Below are 19,782 nucleotides of genomic sequence, written 5' to 3' on the forward strand. Positions count from 1 at the left end.
TAACGTTCAGGGCGCCGCCTCCCCGGCCCGCGGCCGCCAGGTCCCGGCCGCGGCGGCCGCGTGGCCGCCGATCGCGGTCCCGTAGACTCCGACCTGCTCCCGCCACCGACGAAGGGCCGTTCCTGCGATGAGCTCCGTGACCGCCTCCCGTCTGGGACTGCGTGTCCGCGTCCCCGCCGAGCAGCCCGCGGAGACGGTCGACGTGCTCTTCGACGGGCACCGCGTGTGGTCCACGAAGCTGCCCGGGCACACCCGGTCGCCGTTCGGCCGCCGCCTCTGGTGGCCCGAGGCCCTGCGCCCGTACCTCCGCGGCCGCACGACGCTCACCGTCCGCCGCTCCGCCGACGACGAGGTGCTGGCCAGTGGCGACGTCCGGTTCGGGGGCGCGGACGGCGACGCCCGGGTCAGCGTGACCGACACCCAGGGCCGGTGGCTGGCCATGAACAAGTGGAACCGGCTCGGCCCGGTCCTGGACGGCTCCGAGAACGGCGTCCGCGACCGCCTGCTCACCAACGGCCGCAAGCTCGCCGACCTCATGGAGTCGTGGGGCTACCCCATCTACATGGTGGGCGGCAGCCTGCTCGGCGCGATGCGCAACGGCGGGATGCTCCCGCACGACGACGACATCGACTTCGCGTTCCTCTCGGACGCCCGCACCGACCTCGAGGCGGGCCAGGTCAGCTACGAGCTCCAGCGGAAGCTGGCGGCCGAGGGTTACACCGCCATCTGCCTGAGCCTGGCGCAGCTGCAGGTGACGTTCTTCACCGACGACGGCGAGACCGACCACTACATCGACATCTTCACCGGCTACCACACCGAGGACGGGCTCTACAACCAGCCGTTCGCCCTCCGCGGCGAGCTCCCGCGCGAGACCCTGGTACCGGTGTCGACCATGCGCATCGACGGCGTGGACCTGCCCGCCCCGGCGCAGCCGGAGGCCTGGCTCGAGTTCGCCTACGGCCCGTCGTGGCGCATCCCCGACCCGTCGTTCGTCTTCGTCTCGCCCCGCTCGACGCGGCGGCGTTTCGACAACCACTTCGGCGTCTTCAACCGGCAGCGCGTCTACTGGGAGAAGCACTACGAGAAGTACTCGACGCGGCCGGACGGCCCCGCGGGCGGCGAGCGGCAGGTGGACCAGTTCCTGTCCCTCCTGCCGGAGGGCGCGTTCGTCGTCGACCTCGGGAGCGGCGACGGGCGCCTCACCGAGCGCATCGCCGCCGGGGGGCACGAGGTCCTGGGGCTCGACTACAGCTACGAAGCGCTGCGGCTCGCGAACCAGACGCGACCGGACGGCGTCGAGTACCGGTACTGCAACTTCAACGACCGGCACGCGCTGCTCCGGCTGACCCTGGACCTCGTCGCCCAGGGCCGTCAGCCGTACTTCTTCGCCCACCACCTGCTGCACGAGATGCCGGAGCTCGGCCGCGCGGACCTGTTCCAGACCCTGCTGTACGGGGGTCTCGACGAGCAGACCTTCTGCTTCGCCACGGTGTGCACCGACCGGCCGCTGCGCGACCCGCAGGACCCGGAGACGTGGGCCCTCTCCGCGGCCAAGCTCCGGTCCGAGTCGCGCCGTTTCAAGCTCGGCCTGCACACCATCGAGTCCAGCGACCAGCCGACGTCGGTCGGCGACCGACGGGCCCTCACGACGCTGATCTGGCGCTGACCCAGGCGCCGACCCCACCCCCACAGGAGCCGTTGCACCATGAAGTCCTACGTCGCCCGCATCGCCCGCCGCGTCGCACCCCGCACGGTGCGCAACCTCGAGGCGCTGAGCGACCTCACGGCCGACCACGGCGAGGGCCCGCTGCGCTTCGTCGCCTACGAGCGTGAGCTGCAGGACCTGCGCCGCGAGGTGGACGCGCTGCGCCGCGACCACCGCCGGGTCGCGGAGCTCTACGACGTCGTCTTCGAGCGGGCCCGCCAGGACGCCGCCGCCGCCGGGGTGGCCCCCGTCCCCGACCGTTCCGTGACCGACCGCGCCGTCGCCGACCTCGAGGAGCGCCTGGCCGCGGAACGGGAGCAGGGGAAGGCCTCCGGCGCGTGACCGAGCCGCAGGGCGCCTCCGCCGACGCGCCCGCGCGCCCGTCGGCAGCCGCGGGTCTGAAGGTCTCCGTCGTCGTCCCGGCCTACCAGCCCGGCGACGGCATCCGTCGGGTCGTCGACTCGCTCGCTGCCCAGACCATGCCGCAGGACGAGTTCGAGGTCGTCATCGTCGACGACGGCTCCCCCGACGACACGTGGGACCGGCTGCAGCGCATCCGCGACGAGCGGCCCAACGTCCGGATCGAGCGGATCGAGAACTCGGGCTGGCCGAGCCGGCCCCGTAACGTCGGCCTCGGGCTGGCGCGTGGCGAGTACGTGCTGTTCATGGATCACGACGACGAGATCTTCCCGGACGGCCTGCGCGCGTCGTACGAGTACGCGACGGCGCACCACGCGGACGTGCTCAGCCCCAAGGAGCTCAAGACCTCCGACCCGCACTGGGGGCTCGGCAACTTTACGGCGAACATCCCCAACGCCCTGCCGCGCCGCGGCATCAACGCGCTGCTGCCGATGATGCCGCACAAGCTCTACCGGCGGGACTTCCTCCTCGAGCACGGCATCCGCTTCCCCGAGGGCCGCCGGATGTACTGGGAGGACGTCTACTTCAACGTCGCGTGCTTCAAGCACGCGGAGGTCGTGTCGATCCTGTCCGACACCCCTGTCTACCTCTGGCACGCCACGGACCAGAACAACTCCGCCACGTACGGTCCGTGGGAGGACGAGTTCTGGGACAAGCTCGGCGCCCTCTTCGACTTCATCGACCGGACCCTCGACACCGACGACGTCGCCGAGGCCCGCAGGACCCAGCTGCTGCACCAGTACCGGCTGCGCGTCATCTCCCGGATCGACGGCTGGCTGCGGTCGGGGACGCACCCGGACCGGGTCGACCACGTCGTGGACCGCGCGCTGGCGATCGTCGAGAAGTACGTCCCCGAGGAGTGGGACGCCGACCTTCCCGCCCAGGTGCGGCCCCAGGCGTGGCTGCTGCGCCGCCGCCGCGTCGACCTGTTGCGCGAGCTCCAGCAGATCGACGCGTCCGTGACCGGCACCTCCACGGTGGACGCGATCTGGTGGGAGAAGGGCGCGCTGCGCATCCGCGCGACCGCGCGATGGACCGGCGCGGACGGCAGGCCGGTGCGGTTCAAGGTGGCGCGCGGCGGGCGCCTGCACCGGGTGCTCCCCGCGTCGCTCGACATCCTGCCCCGCCCGCTGCGCGACGTCACCGACGACGTCCGCCGCGCGTCGTCCCACCTGACGCTTCGGGACGACGACTCGAAGACCACCTGGAACCTCAGGTCCCGCTCGGAGCTCCGCCTCGAACGGCTGGGCCGGCCCGAGTCCGACCAGGAACCGCCGGACGGGTCCGTCGTGAGCGTCGCCGTCTCGACGGTCACCCAGTTCTCCCCCGCCTCCGCCGCGCAGGGCGAGCCCGTGGCCGACGCCGTGTGGGTCGTCCACGCCAAGAACCGCCTGCTCGGCGAGCTCTCCCACGTCCCGGTCCGGTCGACGGCGGCCGCCAGGCCGGCCGTGGTGGGTGGGCGCGCCGTCGTGGCGTCCCGCTCCGAGGACGACGCGCTGACGATCGACGTCGGACAGGCGCGCCACGCCCTTCTCGACCACCTCCGGCCCGACTGGTCGCGCGGCACCGTCACCGCGTCGGGGCCCGCGCCCTGGCGCCACCACGCCGTCCACGTGCCCGTGCACGACCTCTACGTCGACGCGCCCGCCCGGCTCGAGGGCGTCGCGGCCGTCGCGCCGCACTCGGCGGCCGAGCGCGTCCCGGCGGTCGGGCGCCTCGCCCGCCCGCTGGGCGGGGCGCTTCCCGAGCGCGGGGTGGCGACGCTCGACGCCGCGCCGTCCGGCAGCTGGCTGACCGCGACGTTCCGCGCCCCGGGGGCGCGCTGGCAGCTCCGCCCGCGCCTGGCCGGCGGTCCGCGGACCACGAGCGGGTGGGACGTCCCCGCGGCGCGCCCGGCCGACGTCACCGTGGTGATCCCGGCGTACAACGTGTCGCGCTACGTCGAGGAGTCCGTGCGCTCGGTCTTCGCGCAGACCCTCACCGCGGAGCGCATCGAGATCGTCGTCGTCGACGACGGGTCGACCGACGACACCCTCGAGGTCCTGGGAGGGCTGGCGACCCAGCACCCCCGCATGCAGGTGATCACGCAGGAGAACTCCGGCTCGGCGTCGCGGCCCCGCAACGTCGCGCTGGACCACGCCACCGGGACGTACGTCTTCTGCCTCGACGCGGACGACCTGCTGACCCCGCACGCCCTCGAACGGCTCGTCGGCGCCGCCGAGTCCACGGGGAGCGACGTCGTGCTCGGCAGGATGCGGGGCCTGGGCGGCCGGGGCGCGCCGACGATCACGTTCCGTCGGACGGTGCTGGACGCCGACCTGGTCGAGGACCACCTCTTCCACGCCATGACCCCGCACAAGCTGTTCCGCCGCACCCACCTCGAGCAGCACGGCCTGCGGTTCCCCGAGGACATCAGCATCGGCGAGGACGTGCTCTTCGTCGCCGCCGCGGAGCTCACCGCCCGCAGGATCGCGATCCTCGCGGACGACGACTACTACGTCTGGCGGCTGCGCGACGACGCCGACCAGCACCTGTCCAGGTCCGGAGCCGGGTTCGAGATCATCTTCGAGAAGGCCTCCCGCCTCGTGGACCTCATCGAGGAGCACGTCGAGGCGGGCCCCCGCCGGGACGCCCTCATGCGCCGGGCGATCCGGTACGTCTACCACGGGCTGCTCCGCAACCTGTACTTCGAGGAGGACACCGCGGTCCGGGCCGAGCAGACCGACCGCATCCGGGACCGGTTCACGCACCTCTGGAACGACGGGCTGCGCTCCCACCTGGCGGCGCACCTGCAGCTCCCGCTGTGGCTGCTCTTCGCGGGCGGCCGGGACGACGACCTGATGGCGGTCGTGCGGCACTCCCGCGGCGACGTCCGGCGCTTGCGCTACGTCGCGAAGCGCGGCGAGGTCGTGGTGGCGCTCCCCCGCGCCCTCGCCTCCCGGATCCCGCTGGAGTGGCGCCGCGCGACGGAGGCGCCGACGCCGGCGAGCACCCTCGTCGACGTCCGGAAGGGCCCGTCAGGGCTCACGCTCCGCGTGGAGGTGGCCGGAACCGTGGCCGGCAACGCCGTGGTCACGCCGCCGGAGACCATCGTCGCCGAGCTGGAGCCGCACGCGGCGGACGGCCCCCGCATCCCGCTCGCGGCCGAGCTCGTCGAGCGTCCCGTTCGCGGGCCCGCGACCTTCTCGATCGCCCTCGATCCCGCGGCCGTCCCGGGCCGGGGGGCGTGGAACCTCGCCGTCACGCCGGTGTGGGGCACGACGCGCGGCGCGTCCGACGTGGTCGGGCGGCAGATCGGGGAGGAGCTCGCCGTCCACGACCTCGCCGTCGACCTCGGCCCCGCGACCCGGGTGAGCCGCGACCCGGGCGGGGTGCTCGTCGTCCGCAGGTCGCGCTGACGCGCTGCGGCGGGGCCCTGCGACGACCGCCGGCCCCGCCCGCGGCGGACGTCAGCCCCGGCGGAACACCCGTCCGGCCCGCTGGGCCGCCCGGCGGCCGACCTCGGCCGCGAGCTCGGTGGCGCGGAACTTCTCGAGGATCCGCTCGTCGTTGCGCCCCGCCTTCCGGTTGCCGCGGAGCACGGCCCGGGCCTCGGCGAGCGCAGCGGAGGTCTTGGCGAGCTTCTGGTCCTTGAGGAGCCCCGCCTCGATCGCCCCCATGACCGCTTCCTTGGCGACGTCGAGCGGCACCTCGTCGACGGCGAAGACCGGGTCCTCGCTGCTCGGGGCCGGCGCTCGCAGCGCGTCGAGGTCGCCGACCACCCGGATGCCGCTGTCCTCGATCTGGTCGACGTAGCGGTTCCCGCGCTCGGTCGCCTTCGCCGCCGCCCACGTGGGGAGCTCGAACGACGTGTCGTGCTCGCCCGGCAGGCGCGCGGCCATCAGGTGGCCGGCGATGCCGCGGCGCATCCAGTGCTCGTACGTGGGCCAGGGCAGCTCGCGGCGCCGGAACTCGGCGTTGACGGCGCGCAGCAGCTCCGCCTCCTCGACGGACATCCCGCGGTTCGACGAGTAGCCGTCCTGCTCCGCGGTGGCCAGGAAGCCCTGCGGGAGACCGAGGAGGTCCTCGAACGCGTCCGTCAGGAGGTTCGGCGTCGCCTTGTCGATGACGATGGCCGTCACGTTCTCGGGCCCGACGGCGTCCGCCCAGCGGGAGATCACGAGGCCCTGGTCGTTGCGGGTGTGGAAGGTCTTCGTCACCTTGCGGTTCGGCGGGTCGGCCAGCACCGCCTCGAGCCACCGGTCGTAGCCGACGGTGTCGCCCATCTTCATGTACTGCTGCCAGGAGGAGGCCAGGATGGACCCGTAGTGGCGCAGCGTCACGACCACGTGGACCCGGTCGCCGAGGGCCTCGCGGAACCGGTCGGCCGTCTCGACGGAGCTCTCGGACGCGAACTCGTGCCCGAGCCAGATCCGGTTCTCGGTGTCGGCGTCCACCTCGGCCATGAGGCGTTCCCAGTTCTCGAGGGTGGGCTTGTCCCCCCAGCCCCAGCCCCGGCCCATGAACGAGGAGACCTCGCGGCGGTGGTTGAAGGTGGTGCCGGGATAGTGCACGCCGTGCTCGAGCAGCTGGGGCCGCAGCGCCGCGGCCGCGTTCTGCAGGTGCGTGGTCCCCGTCTTCGGCAGACCGATGTGGAAGAGGCGTGCGCGCTCAGGCAGCAGCAACGGTGTCTGGCGCGGTTCGTTCGGAGTCATCGATCATCCAGGAGTCACGTCGAGGGCGGGTGCCGGCACACTCTACCGCCGGGCCCGAACGCCCCTTCCCGCGCGGCGTGGGTGTCGCCCGGCGAATTCGCCGTGTGGGACCATGTCCCGGCTCGTCAACCGTCAACGCAGGGAGGACCTGTGGCGAACCGCCTCACGACCCGGGGTGGCTGGGCGCTGCTCACCAGCCGGATCCAGGCCCTGCGCGCGCCCGCGCGCGGCGCGGTCCTGCGCGCGCCCGCGCGCGACGTCTCCGAGCACCCGGCGGAGCCGCTCGCCGTCGAGTCGGTGCTCACGGGCGTCGCCGTCGACGGCGACGTCGCCGAGCTGGCGGGCCGGGTGAGCACACGGGCGGGCACCGACACGCTGCACGGCGTCCGCGCCTGGCTGCGCCTGCGCGACACCCAGCAGGCGGTCGAGGTCCCGGTGCGGCTGCGAGGCACGCGCTCGACCGACGCCGGCCGGTCCCTCGCCTTCACGGTGGCCGTCGACCCCCGGTCGCTCCCCGCCCGCGGCAGCTGGGACCTCGAGATCGCGCCGGTGTGGGAGCACGGATCGGCACCCGCCACGGGGTTCGGGGCCGCTCGCCCCGGGCGCGTCGACGCCGACGGCCAGGTCCTCGCGTCGGGCGACGTCCTGGACTTCACCGCCCCCGGCGGGCACGCCTCGCTCGCCCGCGGCGTGCGGGAGGTCCCGCGCGTCACCGCCGAGCGGCTCCAGGAGGACGACGACGGCCGGCCCGAGGTGGTGCTGTGCGTGCCCGCCGACGACGACCTGCGGGTGTACGCCGACGTGACGCCCGCCGGCAGCAGGGACGCACGCCAGCGCCTGCCGTGGCGGCGGCTGGACGACGGCACCGTCGCGGTCCGCCTCCCGGTCCCCCACCGCGCCGGCGCGCTGCGGTCACGGCTGGTGGTGGTCGCCGACGGGATCCGCGTGCGTCCGCGCCTCGACGGCCTCGACGGCCTCGACGGGACCGAAGGCCTCGAAGGCCAGGGCGACGACGACGCGACCGTGCGGCTCGAGGGCGACACCCTGACCGTGACCAGGTACGCCGACGCCGCGCGCGGGGTGCCCGCATGAAGCCGATACGCCTGTGGTGGTGGCGGTGGCAGTACCCGAAGGAGCTGAACTTCGGGGACGAGGTGACCGCGCCGCTCCTCGAGCGCATCACGGGGCGGCCCGTGCAGCACAGCGAACCGGGCCGGGCCGACCTCGTCGGGGCGGGCTCCGTGCTGGTCGGCCTGCTGAAGGGGAACCCTCCCTCGTTCCCGGCCGTCTGGGGTTCGGGCTTCATGCGCCCCTACCCCGGCGAGCTCCGCGACGACCTGCGCGTGCACGCGGTCCGCGGGCGGCTCAGCGCCGGGCACTTCCCCGACGAGTCCCGGGAGCGGATCGCGCTCGGCGACCCGGGCCTCCTCGCCCACCTGCTCGTCGACGGTCCCGTGCGCAAGCGGTACGCCGTCGGCGTCGTGCCGCACTACAAGGACAAGGCCGACCCCGCCGTCCGCGCGATGCGCGGGCTGTCGGACCGCGTCCGGTTCATCGACGTGGCGTGGACCCCCGAGGAGGTCGCGCGGGAGATCGCCGCGTGCGAGGTCGTCGTCTCGTCGTCCCTGCACGGGATGATCTTCGCCGACGCGCTCGGCGTGCCCAACGCCCACCTGCGGCTCAGCGAGAGCGTCGGGGGCGCCAAGCACGGGCTGTACAAGTACCAGGACTACTTCTCCGCCTTCGACGACCGCCGGCACGACCCGTGGTCCGCCGACGACGTCGCCGGGCTCTCCGCCGACGGGCTCGTCGCCCGCGTCCAGGAGCGTTTCCAGCCCCCCGGCGGGCTGGACGCGCTGCAGCAGGGGCTGCTGCGCAGCATCCCGGTCTGACGGATCGACGACGTCCGGGGATACTCGACGGGCGCGATGCCTGCGGCCCGAAGGATGAGGAAGCATGACCATGAACGCTGAGCGCAGGGACGAGCCCGGCCGGCGCGACCAGGCACGGACCGACCTCGACGGCCTGGTCTGGGTCGACGGCGTGCTGCACCTGCGTGCCACGACCCGCCGGCTCGACGAGCACGGCGCCGAACGCACGGTCCTGCGGTCCGACGTCGACGACGACGCCGAGGGCACGACGTGCCGCCTCCTGGTGCGCGAGCGCACGGCGGGCACGATGCGCCGCCTGGACACCAGCAGCACCGCCGAGCTCGTCCCGCTGCCCGGCGACGACCGTCGCGTCACCGTGCGCGTGCGGTCCGAGGCGCGGTTCGACCCGCGGGCGGACGCCCCCGGGACCGGGCCCACGACCGGACCGGGCACCTGGGACGTCCTCGCCGAGCCCCTCGGGCCGGGGAGCGAGCACCCGATCGAGGTCCGCGGCGACCAGCCCGCGCGGCCCGCGCTCGTCGACGGCGTGCCGTACGTCGCCTCCCGCGACGAGGACGGCACCCTGAGGCTCGAGGTCGCGCAGGTGCGCCCCCTCGTCGACGCCGCGCGCCCGCGCGCGGCGGCGGCCCGGGTCGGCACCGCGGCGGACGACGCCGGGCGACGGACCGTCCGGATCTCCGTGCCGCTGGACGGGATCCGGGTCTTCCCCACGGACGCCGGTCACGCCGTCGCGGACGGCGGCGCCGAGCTGGTCGCGCCGGACGGCTCCCGCGCCCGCCGGGCGCTGCGCACCCTGCGCCGCCGTGACAGGGCGTCGACCGCTCCCGGGGCGTTCGAGGTCGTGACGGAGGGCGAGGCCGTCACGCTGCAGGCCACGGTGGCGGCGACGCCCGGCCTGTGGCAGGTGGTGCTGGCACCGGGCGGGACCCGCACCCCGGTCCCGCTGCTGGTGCGGGTCGGCCGTGGCGGGGCCGCGAGGGTCGTCGCCCCGCCTCGCGCCGCGCGCCAGGCCGCCGCCGCCGACCTGGCGGCAGCACCCCGGGTCTCCGTCGTCGTGCCCGTGTACAACGGCGCGAACACCGTCGAGGAGGCGGTCCGGTCGGTGTTCGACCAGACGCTGCCGGCCGAGCAGGTCGAGATCGTCACGGTGGACGACGGCTCGACCGACGACTCGCTGGCCGTCCTCCGCCGGCTGGAGAAGCAGCACCCGCGGATGCGGGTCGTCACCCAGGCGCGCAGCGGGACGGCCGCCGCACCCCGGAACGCCGGCATCGAGGCGTCGACCGGCAGGCACCTCTTCTTCCTCGACGCCGACGACGTGCTCGCCCCGGCCGCGCTCGAGAAGATGGCCGACGCCGCGGACGCGCTCGAGGCCGACGTGGTGCTCGGGAAGATGGAGGGCTTCGCCGGTCGCACCAACGTGCCACGACGGGTGTTCAAGAAGACCTCCGTGGACGCGGACCTGGTCGCGAACCACATGATGGGCGCGCTCGGCCCCACGAAGCTGTTCCGCGCGGCGCACGTGTCGGGTCAGGGGCTCCGGTTCCCGGCGGGCCTGCTCCACGGCGAGGACCAGCCCTTCGTGGCCGAGGCGGAGCTCTCCGCCCGCCGCGTCGTCATCCTCACCGACGCCGTGTACTACCGGGTGCGGGGCCACGAGGCACGGCGCGGGCGACGGAGCGGCTCGGTGATCGACGTCAGGCTGCGCAAGACCCGCCTCCTGACGGGGGTGGTCGAGCGCTACACCGAGCCCGGAGACCGCCGCGACGAGCTGCTGCGGCGGTCGTTCGGCGACCGCGCGCTCGAAGGCGCGTTCCGGCGGGCCTACCTCGCGCTGGACGCCGAGGCGCGGGCGGACCTGGTCGACCGCGTGGCCGACGAGTTCGGGCACCTGTGGACGCCCGGTCTGCGCGCCCGGGTGGAGCCGCACACCCGCCCGGTCTACGACCTCGTGTTCCGCCGGGACCCCGTGACCCTCGCGGCGCTCGTCGAGCACGCGGGGGGCGACCCGCGTCACCTGCTCGTCGTCGCGCGTCGCGACGGGTTCTTCGTCGACGCTCCCGCGAGCGTCGAGGACGCCCTCGGCCGCGAGGCGCTCCGCGCGGACCCGCCGGAGGTCGCGCACCTGCTCACCGGGCTCACCGTGTCCGGCGACCGCGTCACCGCGCGCGGCCAGGTGCACCCGCTGACCGCCGCCCCGCTCCCCACGGGCGTCCACGCCGAGTGGCGCCTGCGCCGGGCCTCCCCGCCGACCGGCACGGAGTCGGTCGAGGCGCGCACGGCCGTGCGGGGCACCACCCCCGTGGACGCGCGCCAGGACGCCGTGACCTTCGAGATCGGCACCGACGTCGACGAGCTCCCCGGCAGCGGCGTCTGGGACCTGTGGATCACCCCGCTCTGGGACGACCGCCCGGGCACGCCCGTGCGCTTCGGGGCCGTCCGCGACCGGTCCGTGGACAAGGACGCCGTCGCTCTCGAGGCCTCGGGGGCCGTCCTGTTCGGAGCCGCCAGGTCCGGCAACCTCTCGATCGACCGCGACGGCTCGGGCCATCCGGCACCGGACGCGCGGATGACCGCCCTGCGGCTCGACCCGGACGGCCGGCCGGAGGCCGTCCTGCACGTCGCGTCGGACGCGCCGCCGCGGGTGTACGCCTACGTCGCGACCGCCGAGGGCCGCGACGCCCGCCACCGGCTCCCCTGGAGCCGCGTCGACGACGAGCACGTCGCCGCGCGGCTGCCGGTGCCGTTCACGGCGAGCACGCTCCCCCTGACCCTCGCCGTCTCGCAACACGGGGTCCTGGCCGCCGTCGTGGGCGAGGGCCCGGCGCGTGCAGGCTCCGACGAGCTCCGTGCCGAGGCAGTCCCGGGCGAGCCCGCGCGACCCGGCGCGCGGGCGGCCGCGGTCGTCCGCGTCACGCGGACGTCGAGCGCCCGCGCCCCTGAGGTCCCGGCCGCCGGGCCGACACCCGGGGGCGCCACCCACGAGCCCGTCCGGCTGTGGTGGTGGCGCTGGCGGCACCCGACCGAGCTGAACTTCGGCGACGAGGTGACGGCGCCGCTGGTCGAGCGCCTCACGGGCCGACGGGTCGTCTGGACGCCGCTGGACCGGGCCGAGATCGTGGGCGCGGGGTCGGTGCTCCAGATGGCGCTGCGCGAGCGCGGCGAGGACATGCCGGCCGTCTGGGGTGCCGGCATGATCCGGCCCTTCAAGGGCGAGGCCCCGGCCGGCTTCGTGCCGCGCGCCGTGCGCGGCCGCCTGAGCCTGGAGGGCCTGTCACCCGAGGCGCAGGCGGGCGCCGCGCTCGGCGACCCGGGTCTCCTCGCGGACCGCCTGGTCGACGGGCCCGTGGGCAAGCGCTACGCCCTCGGCGTGATCCCGCACTACCGGGACGTCGAGGATCCCACGATGCGCGCGATCGCCGCCCTTCCGGGGGTGCGACGCATCGACGTCGCCTGGACCCCGGAGGAGGTCGCCCGCGAGATCGCCGCCTGCGAGGTCGTCGTGTCCTCCTCCATGCACGGCCTGATCTTCGCCGACGCGCTGGGCGTGCCCAACGCCCGGCTCAAGGTCAGCGACAAGCTCGTCGGCGGCGACCACAAGTTCCGCGACTACTGCTCCGCCTTCGGCCCCGACCGGTACCAGCCCCCGCTGACTCCGGACGACGTGCGCGACCTCGACCTGCCGCGGCTCGTCGAGCTCGTCACCGGGCGGTTCCGTCCCCCGACCGGGATCGACGACCTTAAGCGCGGCCTCGTCGCGTCGTTGCCGGTGTGAGTCGACGACGATGCTGGATCTGCGACGAGGCCCCCGGCGACATGCCTGCTGACGTAGAGTTTTCCGGGTTCTCGACCTGCCCACACCGGGCCGGGCCGATGAGGAGGAGGCACCCACGATGACGGACCCGACGCGCGCGGCCGGTCCCGCCGAAGGCGGCACGCAGGACTGGGACCAGTTCGGGCCCGAGTACGACCAGCCGCCGTTCGACGGCACCCCGCGCACCTACGTGATCGCGTCGCTGCAGCGGTCCGGCAGCCACATGCTGGGTCACCTGCTGCACGGCACCGACCAGCTCGGGAGCCCGCTGGAGTACCTCCACCCGCGCCACCTCGCCAAGTGGCAGCACCTGCTCGGCGAGCCCGACCCGGCCGCGACCCTGCGCGCCGTGATGGCCCGCCGGACCTCGCCCAGCGGCTGGTTCGGCGTGAAGGTGCACTGGCGGCACCTCGCCGGGGTGCACGAGGACGCCGCGATCATGGACGCCCTGGACCCGAAGGACTGGGTCCGGATCACGCGCGACGACAAGGTCGCGCAGGCGGTGTCGTTCGTGATCGCCAGGCAGACGAAGTCGTGGATCAGCTTCCAGGAGGTGAGGCACGAACCCATGTACGACTTCGAGGGGATCGCGAAGGGCGTGCGCACCTTCGAGAAGCAGGAGGCCGCCTGGGACGCCTGGTTCGCCGAGCGCGGCATCACGCCGCACGTCGTGGTGTACGAGGAGATGCTCGCCGACCCGGCACGGACCGTCACCGACGTCTGCGCGCGCCTCGGCGTGCCCGCGCCCGCGACCCTGCCCGACCCGGGCACCACCCGCCAGGCCACCGCGACCAACGCCGAGTGGCGCGCGCGCTACCTCGAGGAGTCCGGTGGGTACTGAGCGCAGGGCCCGAGCCGGCCGCCGCTACCGGGCGCGGGCGCACGTGGACGGCCTGGTCTGGGTCGACGGCGTGCTGCACGTGCGTGCCACGACCCGCTGGCTCGACGAGCAGGGCGGGGAGCGCACGTTCCGCCGGGTGGGCGACGACCTGCGGGGGGTGCTCCCCGGGGGCTTCCCCGACGTGCCGCAGAGCGTGGTGGACCTGACGCGCGAGCTCGAGCGCGCCACGTCCACCCTGACGGTGCGCAGGCGCGGGTCGCGCAGGTTCCGGAAGCTGCCCACCTCCACCACGGCCGGGCTCGTCCCGGTCCCCGGCAGCGACGACCTCGTGACCGCACGGCTGCACGTCGAGGGCACGCTCGACCCGAGCGGCGGGAACCAGGGCGTGCCGCTCGGCCGCGGCGTGTGGGACGTGCGCGCCAAGACCGACGCCCTGGGCGTCACCCACCACCTCCCCGTCGGCACCGACGCCGCGGCTCGGCCCGCGATCGCCGGGCGCCGGCACCTCGTCGCGTACCGCAACCGGAGCGGGACGCTGAGCGTCGACTCCAGCAGCACGCTGCGGACCGTGGTGAACGACTCGCGCCCGCGCACGTCCGCCGCCACGACGCGCACCAGCGCCGACGACCGCGGACGCAGCCGGGTCACCCTCTCGATCCCCCTGGACGGCATCCGCGTCTCGCCGGTCGCCGACGGCCGGCGCGCGCCCTTCCTGGGCACCGCCGAGCTCGTCGCCCCCGTCGGGTCCGTGGCCCGGCGCGCCCTGCTCAAGGTCCGCCGGAGGCTCGGCGCCTCGAGCGCACCGGGCGAGGCGCGCCTCACCGTCACGGGACAGGACGTGCTGCTCACTGCCACGGCGTCGGCCACCCCCGGGCTCTGGCAGCTCGTCCTCTCCCTCGGGGGCGGGCGGGTCGCCGCCCCGTTCCTGGTCCGGATCGCCCGGGACGGCGCCGCGACGCTGATCCCCGTCGCCGACCGCGACGATGCGCAGGACGCGGCCGCCCCGCCCCGGGTCTCGGTCGTCGTCCCCGTCTACAACGCGGCCCGGTTCGTCGAGGAAGCGGTGCGGTCGGTCTTCGACCAGACCCTGCCCGCCGAGCAGGTCGAGATCATCGCGGTCGACGACGGCTCGACGGACGACTCGCCGGGCGTCCTGCGCCGCCTGGCCCAGGAGCACCCGCGGATGCAGGTCCTGACCCAGCCGAACTCCGGCTCGGCCGCGGCCCCCCGCAACGCGGGCATCAGGGCCGCGACCGGGACGTACCTGTTCTTCCTCGACGCCGACGACCTGCTCACGCCCCACGCCCTCGAGAACCTCGTCGACGCGGCGGACGCGGTCGACGCCGACGTCGCGCTCGGCCGGATGAAGGGGGTCGGCGGTCGCGGGGTGGCGAAGTCGATGTTCGCGCGCTCGACGCTCGACGCGGGGATGGTCCGTACGAACCTCATCCGCGCCCTCGGGCCGACCAAGCTCTTCCGTCGCGAGCACGTGCTCGGTCTGGACGAATGGTTCCGCACCGGGCTCCGCAACGGCGAGGACATCGCGTTCGTCGCGGAGGCGGAGCTCGCCGCGCGCCGCATCGTCGTCCTGGCCGACGCGGACTACTACGTCGTGCGAGGCCACGACGGCGTCCACATGTCGCGGACGACCGAGACCTTCGACGAGAAGTTCGCCAAGGCGTGGAGCGTCGCCGAGGTCGTCGAGCGGTACACCGAACCCGGCGCCGACCGCGACTCCCTGCTCGTCCGGCCGTTCGGCGGCCCCGCCGTCGAGGGGCTCTTCCGGGCGCGGTTCCTCGCCCTGTCCGACACGGATCGCCGCGCGCTCGTCGACCGGGTCGCGGACCGCTTCGGGCACCTGTGGACCCCGGGGCTGCGGGCGAACGTCCCGGCGCAGGCGGCCCCGCTCCTCGAGCTGGTCTTCCGACGGCAGGCGGACCTGGTGTCCGAGCTCGTCGAGCACGCCGGCGGCAACGTCCGCGACCTGGGCCACGTCCTGGGGGCCGAGGGCTTCGTCCTGGACGTCCCTCCGGCGGTCGCGGCGGCCCTCGGCCACGAGCTGCTCGACGCGGCACCCGAGCGGACCGAGACGTTCCTGACGAGCCTCCGGCCCGACGGCGGCAGCGCGGTCGCCGCGGGCTGGCTGCGGGCCGTCGGAGAGTTCCCCGTCCCGGACGGCGTGCGCGTCCGTTGGAGCCTGCGCGACGGGGAGCGGTCGGTCGAGGTCCACCTCCACGAGACGACGGCCCGCCCGTCGCCCCATGGGCCCGCCGCGGGGTTCCAGCTCGTCATCGACCCGCGTACGCTGCCCGCCGCCGGCGTGTGGGACCTCAGCGTCGCCCCGGTCTGGGGCGACGTCGTCGGCCCCTGGGCCCGCTTCGGCGGGGCCCGCCCCGCCGGCGTCTCCCCGGACGCGCTCCGGCTCGGCCCCACCGACCTCCTCTACGGGACGACGGCGCACGGCAACCTCTCGCTCGACCACGGCCGCTCCACCGAGGTCCCGCAGTCCCGCGTCGTCGGCGTGCGCCTGGACCCGGACGGACGTCCGGAGGTCCTGCTGTCGGTGCCCGACGAGGACCCGTCGCTGCGTGTCTACGCCGAGGTCACCCCGGCCGGGAGCCGCGCGGCACGGCACCTCCTGCCCCACACTGCGATCGACGCGACCACCGTCGCGGCCCGCCTGCCGGTGCCCGCCGAGGTCGGGGAGGTCCTGCTCGCCCTCACCGTCGCGCACCGTGGCGTGCTGTCCGCGCCGCGGCTCGACACCACACCGCCCGACACCACACCGCTCGCCGCCTCGCCCGAGCTGGCGGTCGACCGCGTCGACGCCCGCGTCCGCGTGGCCCGCACGACCCCCGTCCGGGAGGCCTCGGAATGACCCCGATCCGGCTGTGGTGGTGGCGCTGGCGCTTCCCCGCCGACCTCAACTTCGGCGACGAGCTGACCGCGCCGCTCCTCGAGCGGCTGTCCGGCCGGCCGGTCGCCTGGACCCCGCTCGAGTCCGCCGAGGTGGTCGGGGCCGGCTCCGTGCTCCAGAAGTTCCTGCGCGCCCGCCCCACGGACATGCCCCAGGTCTGGGGCGCCGGCGTCATCGCCCCGCACCGGGACCCGGTCCCGGCGGACTTCGTCCCGCGGGCGGTGCGCGGGCGGCTGACCCTCGAGCACCTGGACCCGTCGGTGCGCGACGGCGTCGCGCTGGGAGACCCCGGCATCCTCGCGGACCGCCTGGTCGACGGGCCCGTGGCCAAGCGCTACGCCCTCGGCGTCGTCCCGCACTACAAGGACGCCGACGACCCCACGATGCGCGCGATCGCCGCCCTTCCGGGGGTGCGACGCATCAACATCGCCTGGTCCCCGGAGGAGGTCGCCCGCGAGATCGCCGCCTGCGAGGTCGTCGTGTCCTCCTCCATGCACGGCCTGATCTTCGCCGACGCGCTCGGCGTGCCCAACGCCCGGCTCAAGGTCAGCGACAAGCTCGTCGGCGGCGACTTCAAGTTCCGCGACTACTGCTCCGCCTTCGGCCCCGACCGCTACCAGCCGCCGCTGACCCCGGACGACGTGCGCGACCTCGACGTCCCGCAGCTCGTCGACCTCGTCACCGGACGGTTCCGTCCCCCGACCGGGATCGACGACCTCAAGCGCGGTCTCGTCGGGGCCCTGCCGGTGTGACATAGTCTCGGCTGTCCCCGGTGACCGTCCACCCGACGGGCGACCCCGCAGGCATCGAGATGGAGAGATTCATGAGTGTCCCGCACGAGTCCGACCGCCCTGGAGACGTGCGCGTCAGCATCGTGATCCCGACCTACTGCTCGGGCCCGCGGCTCGACGAGACGCTGGCGTCCGTCGACGCCCAGACCCTCCCGGCCGAGCAGATCGAGGTCGTCCTCGTCGACGACGGGTCGCCCGACGGCACCCCGGGGCGGCTCGAGGAGCTCGCCAGGACCCGGCCGCGGACGCGGGCGCTGCACCTCGAGCACTCCGGCTGGCCGAGCCGCCCGCGCAACGTCGGGCTCGAGGCGGCCCGCGGCGACTACGTCGTCTTCATGGACCACGACGACGAGCTGTACCCGCGCGGCCTCGAGGCGGCCGTGGCGATGGCGGACCGCACGGGCGCCGACGTCGTCACCGGCAAGGAGACGCGCACCGACCAGGCGAAGTGGGCTCTCGAGGTCTTCACCGCCAACGTCGACGACGCCGGGCTCCGCGACGACGACGTGCATGCCCTCCGGCCGACCAACCCCCACAAGCTCTTCCGCCGCAGCTTCCTGCTCGAGCACGACGTCCGGTTCCCGGAGGGCCGGCGGGTGATGTGGGAGGACGTCTTCTTCTCGATCGACCTCGCGGCCGCGGGCCCCCGCACGGCCATCCTGGCCGACGTGCCGTTCTACCACTGGGTGCGGCACGGCCAGACCGCCTCGTCCACCTACCAGGACGACTTCTCGGAGTGGTGGCGCTGGCTCGACGCCATCTTCGAGGCCGTCGACGAGCGGCTGGAGCGCGGTAGCCGGGACCACGACCTGATGCAGTGGCACCAGTACCGCAACCGCATGCTGCCCGGGCTGGGCGCCCGGCTGCTCGACCTGCCGGACGCCGAGCGGGCTCCGATCCTCGAGCGCGCCGCGGGGATGTTCCGTCGGGTCGACCCGGCCGTCGACGCCCGGCTGCCCCGGCACCTCGCCGCGCGCGCCGCGCTGGCTCGTGCCGGCGAGTGGGACCTGCTGCGCGACCTCCTCGCCGTCGACGCGGGAATCGTGGGCAAGGCCGCGGCCTCGGACGTGCGCTGGGACGCCGAGGGACGGCTCGTCGTCGCCTTCACGACCACCTGGACGGCCGAGGGCGACACCCTGGCGCTCCGGCGCGACGGCGACCGGATCCTGCGGGTGCTGCCCGACCACCTGGCCGACCGGCTCGACGCAGACCTGCTCGACGTGACCGACGACGTCGCGGCCGCCACGACGACCGTGGCCGTGCGGTCGCGCGACGACGGCGTCACCTGGGAGGTGCCCACCGAGCAGCGGGTCGAGGTGTCCGGCGACGACGACGTGGTCGTCCGGCTGCACGGGACGGCGCGGATCGACCGCGCCACGGCGGCCCTGGGCCACCCGCTGGACGGGCAGGTCTGGGACCTGTCGGCCCGGGCGGAGCTCTTCGGGGTGCTCAACCACCGGGCGCTGCACAGCGCGGCACCGGCCCGGGTCGCGCTCGTCGACGGGGAGGCACGGGTCGCGTACAAGAACGACTCCCGGGCGCTGTCGCTGGACCTCGGGCAGACCAAGCGGACGGTCCTCGGCTCGGCGAAGGTCCGGCCCGCGGCGGCCACGACCCAGCACAACCGGCGTGGCCCCGACGCCTACCGGCTCCCGCTCCACCACGTCGCCGTCGCCGGGAGCACCCGGATCACCGGCGGGGTCACCCTGCAGCCGGTCGAGCAGCAGCCGGCCACGATCGTGGCCGACGGCGACGGGGCACGCATCGAGGGCACGCTCGACGCGCAGCCCGGGGACTACCGGATCATCGGCAGCTTCGGCGGCCGGGACGTCGCGCTCGACGCGATCGTCACGGTCGAGCGCGGCGGGCGCCTGACGTTCCGCGCGCCCTGACCCGCTCCCGAGACCACGGCGGCGCCGTCGCGGGCCCGGGGCCCGCGGCGGCCCCGCTCGGTCGTCCCTCCCTGCGGGAGGAGCGCGTCACTCCCAGTCGGCCTGGGCCATGATCTGGTCGGCGATGACCAGGTCGGTGCGCGTGGTGATCTTGATGTTGTAGTCCTCGCCCTTGACGATCTTCACGCGGTGACCGGTGAACTCGGCCACCAGGTCGGCGTCGTCGGAGATGCGGTGGTAGCTCGACGCGATGGCCTTCTCGTACGCGACCTCGAGCAGGTCGCGGCGGAAGACCTGCGGCGTCTGGCCGAGCCAGCTGTGCGAGCGGTCGAGCGAGCCGGTGACGAACTCGTCGTCGTCGACCGTCTTGAGCTGGACCACGGTGGGCATGCCGAGCATCGCCGCCCCGTGCTCCACGCCGGCGGCGAGCGCCCGGTCGATGAGCTCGGAGTTGACGAACGGGCGCACGCCGTCGTGCACCATCACGATGTCGCCGTTGGTCGCCGCCAGACCCAGCTGGGCGGAGATGAACCGCTCCTCGCCGCCGTCGACGAGGGTGACGGGCAGGCCCGCCTTCTCGACCAGGATCTCGTGGTAGACGTCGCGGTTCTCGGGGCTGATCGTCACGATGATCTCGTCGATCGACGGGTGCACGAACTCGCGGACCGTCTTCTCGAGGATCGTGACGCCGTTGATCTTGACCAGCAGCTTGTTGCCGCCGAACCGGACGCCACGACCGGCGCACGTCACGATGGCCGAGACCTTGTGGGACTGATACATCGGGTGGATCTCCTTGCAGGGTGAGGTGGAGAGGCG

The 19,782-nt window shown here is 74.5% G+C and carries 12 protein-coding genes; 10 read left to right on the plus strand and 2 right to left on the minus strand.

All coding sequences use genetic code 11. The features are described from left to right. Positions 1-136: 136 nt before the first annotated feature. Genes ABD254_RS01680 through ABD254_RS01690 form a run of 3 tightly spaced genes read left to right on the plus strand, consistent with a single transcriptional unit; the run spans position 137 to position 5,523 of the window. Positions 137-1,666 carry a LicD family protein gene (locus ABD254_RS01680; protein WP_344244995.1) on the plus strand — a complete coding sequence of 510 codons (1,530 nt, stop codon included), beginning with the start codon at positions 137-139 and terminating at the stop codon, positions 1,664-1,666. Positions 1,667-1,705: 39 nt separating this feature from the next. After that, complete coding sequence (locus tag ABD254_RS01685; RefSeq protein ID WP_344244997.1) at positions 1,706-2,047, plus strand: hypothetical protein; 342 nt, start codon at positions 1,706-1,708, stop codon at positions 2,045-2,047. Beyond that, positions 2,044-5,523, plus strand: coding sequence for a glycosyltransferase (locus ABD254_RS01690; protein WP_344244999.1), 3,480 nt, complete (start codon positions 2,044-2,046; stop codon positions 5,521-5,523). Before ABD254_RS01685 ends, ABD254_RS01690 begins: the two co-directional genes overlap by 4 nt. A 51-nt stretch (positions 5,524-5,574) precedes the next feature. Here the strand turns inward: ABD254_RS01690 and ABD254_RS01695 are convergent, their stop codons facing one another. Continuing rightward, positions 5,575-6,819, minus strand: coding sequence for a sulfotransferase family protein (locus ABD254_RS01695; protein ID WP_344245001.1), 1,245 nt, complete (start codon positions 6,817-6,819; stop codon positions 5,575-5,577). Positions 6,820-6,969: 150 nt separating this feature from the next. On the opposite strand from ABD254_RS01695, the gene ABD254_RS01700 reads away from it, so the two are divergent. The 7 genes from ABD254_RS01700 (at position 6,970) to ABD254_RS01730 (ending at position 18,966) form a co-directional block, all read left to right on the plus strand. Next, positions 6,970-7,911, plus strand: a complete 942-nt coding sequence (locus ABD254_RS01700; protein WP_344245003.1) for a hypothetical protein — start codon at positions 6,970-6,972, stop codon at positions 7,909-7,911. Then, on the plus strand, positions 7,908-8,711 hold the full coding sequence (locus tag ABD254_RS01705; RefSeq protein WP_344245005.1) for a polysaccharide pyruvyl transferase family protein: 804 nt from the start codon (positions 7,908-7,910) through the stop codon (positions 8,709-8,711). The genes ABD254_RS01700 and ABD254_RS01705 overlap by 4 nt, the downstream gene beginning before the upstream one ends. A gap of 64 nt (positions 8,712-8,775) precedes the next feature. Next, complete coding sequence (locus ABD254_RS01710) at positions 8,776-12,486, plus strand: glycosyltransferase (protein WP_344245007.1); 3,711 nt, start codon at positions 8,776-8,778, stop codon at positions 12,484-12,486. 118 nt (positions 12,487-12,604) lie between these two features. Next, positions 12,605-13,366 carry a Stf0 family sulfotransferase gene (locus ABD254_RS01715; RefSeq protein ID WP_344245009.1) on the plus strand — a complete coding sequence of 254 codons (762 nt, stop codon included), beginning with the start codon at positions 12,605-12,607 and terminating at the stop codon, positions 13,364-13,366. Continuing rightward, positions 13,356-16,244 carry a glycosyltransferase gene (locus ABD254_RS01720; protein WP_344245011.1) on the plus strand — a complete coding sequence of 963 codons (2,889 nt, stop codon included), beginning with the start codon at positions 13,356-13,358 and terminating at the stop codon, positions 16,242-16,244. Before ABD254_RS01715 ends, ABD254_RS01720 begins: the two co-directional genes overlap by 11 nt. Next, the gene (locus ABD254_RS01725) at positions 16,241-17,035 is read left to right on the plus strand and encodes a polysaccharide pyruvyl transferase family protein (RefSeq protein ID WP_344245012.1); all 795 of its coding nucleotides are present in this window, start codon (positions 16,241-16,243) and stop codon (positions 17,033-17,035) included. Before ABD254_RS01720 ends, ABD254_RS01725 begins: the two co-directional genes overlap by 4 nt. Positions 17,036-17,106: 71 nt before the next feature. After that, positions 17,107-18,966, plus strand: a complete 1,860-nt coding sequence (locus tag ABD254_RS01730) for a glycosyltransferase (protein ID WP_344245014.1) — start codon at positions 17,107-17,109, stop codon at positions 18,964-18,966. Between the two features lie 87 nt (positions 18,967-19,053). Here the strand turns inward: ABD254_RS01730 and ABD254_RS01735 are convergent, their stop codons facing one another. Then, entirely contained in the window at positions 19,054-19,746 is a 693-nt protein-coding gene (locus ABD254_RS01735; RefSeq protein ID WP_344245016.1) for an IspD/TarI family cytidylyltransferase, read from the minus strand. Positions 19,747-19,782: the final 36 nt, after the last annotated feature.

Origin of the sequence: Isoptericola hypogeus (genome assembly GCF_039531145.1) — a bacterium.
GTDB classification, from domain to species: domain Bacteria; phylum Actinomycetota; class Actinomycetes; order Actinomycetales; family Cellulomonadaceae; genus Isoptericola; species Isoptericola hypogeus.

Coding starts and splice junctions, on each gene's coding strand:
- ABD254_RS01730 (WP_344245014.1), top strand. CDS start 17,107: ATGAGTGTCCCGCACGAGTCCGACCGCCCTGGAGACGTGCGCGTCAGC.
- ABD254_RS01705 (WP_344245005.1), top strand. CDS start 7,908: ATGAAGCCGATACGCCTGTGGTGGTGGCGGTGGCAGTACCCGAAGGAG.
- ABD254_RS01715 (WP_344245009.1), top strand. CDS start 12,605: ATGACGGACCCGACGCGCGCGGCCGGTCCCGCCGAAGGCGGCACGCAG.
- ABD254_RS01695 (WP_344245001.1), bottom strand. CDS start 6,819: ATGACTCCGAACGAACCGCGCCAGACACCGTTGCTGCTGCCTGAGCGC.
- ABD254_RS01725 (WP_344245012.1), top strand. CDS start 16,241: ATGACCCCGATCCGGCTGTGGTGGTGGCGCTGGCGCTTCCCCGCCGAC.
- ABD254_RS01710 (WP_344245007.1), top strand. CDS start 8,776: ATGACCATGAACGCTGAGCGCAGGGACGAGCCCGGCCGGCGCGACCAG.
- ABD254_RS01735 (WP_344245016.1), bottom strand. CDS start 19,746: ATGTATCAGTCCCACAAGGTCTCGGCCATCGTGACGTGCGCCGGTCGT.
- ABD254_RS01685 (WP_344244997.1), top strand. CDS start 1,706: ATGAAGTCCTACGTCGCCCGCATCGCCCGCCGCGTCGCACCCCGCACG.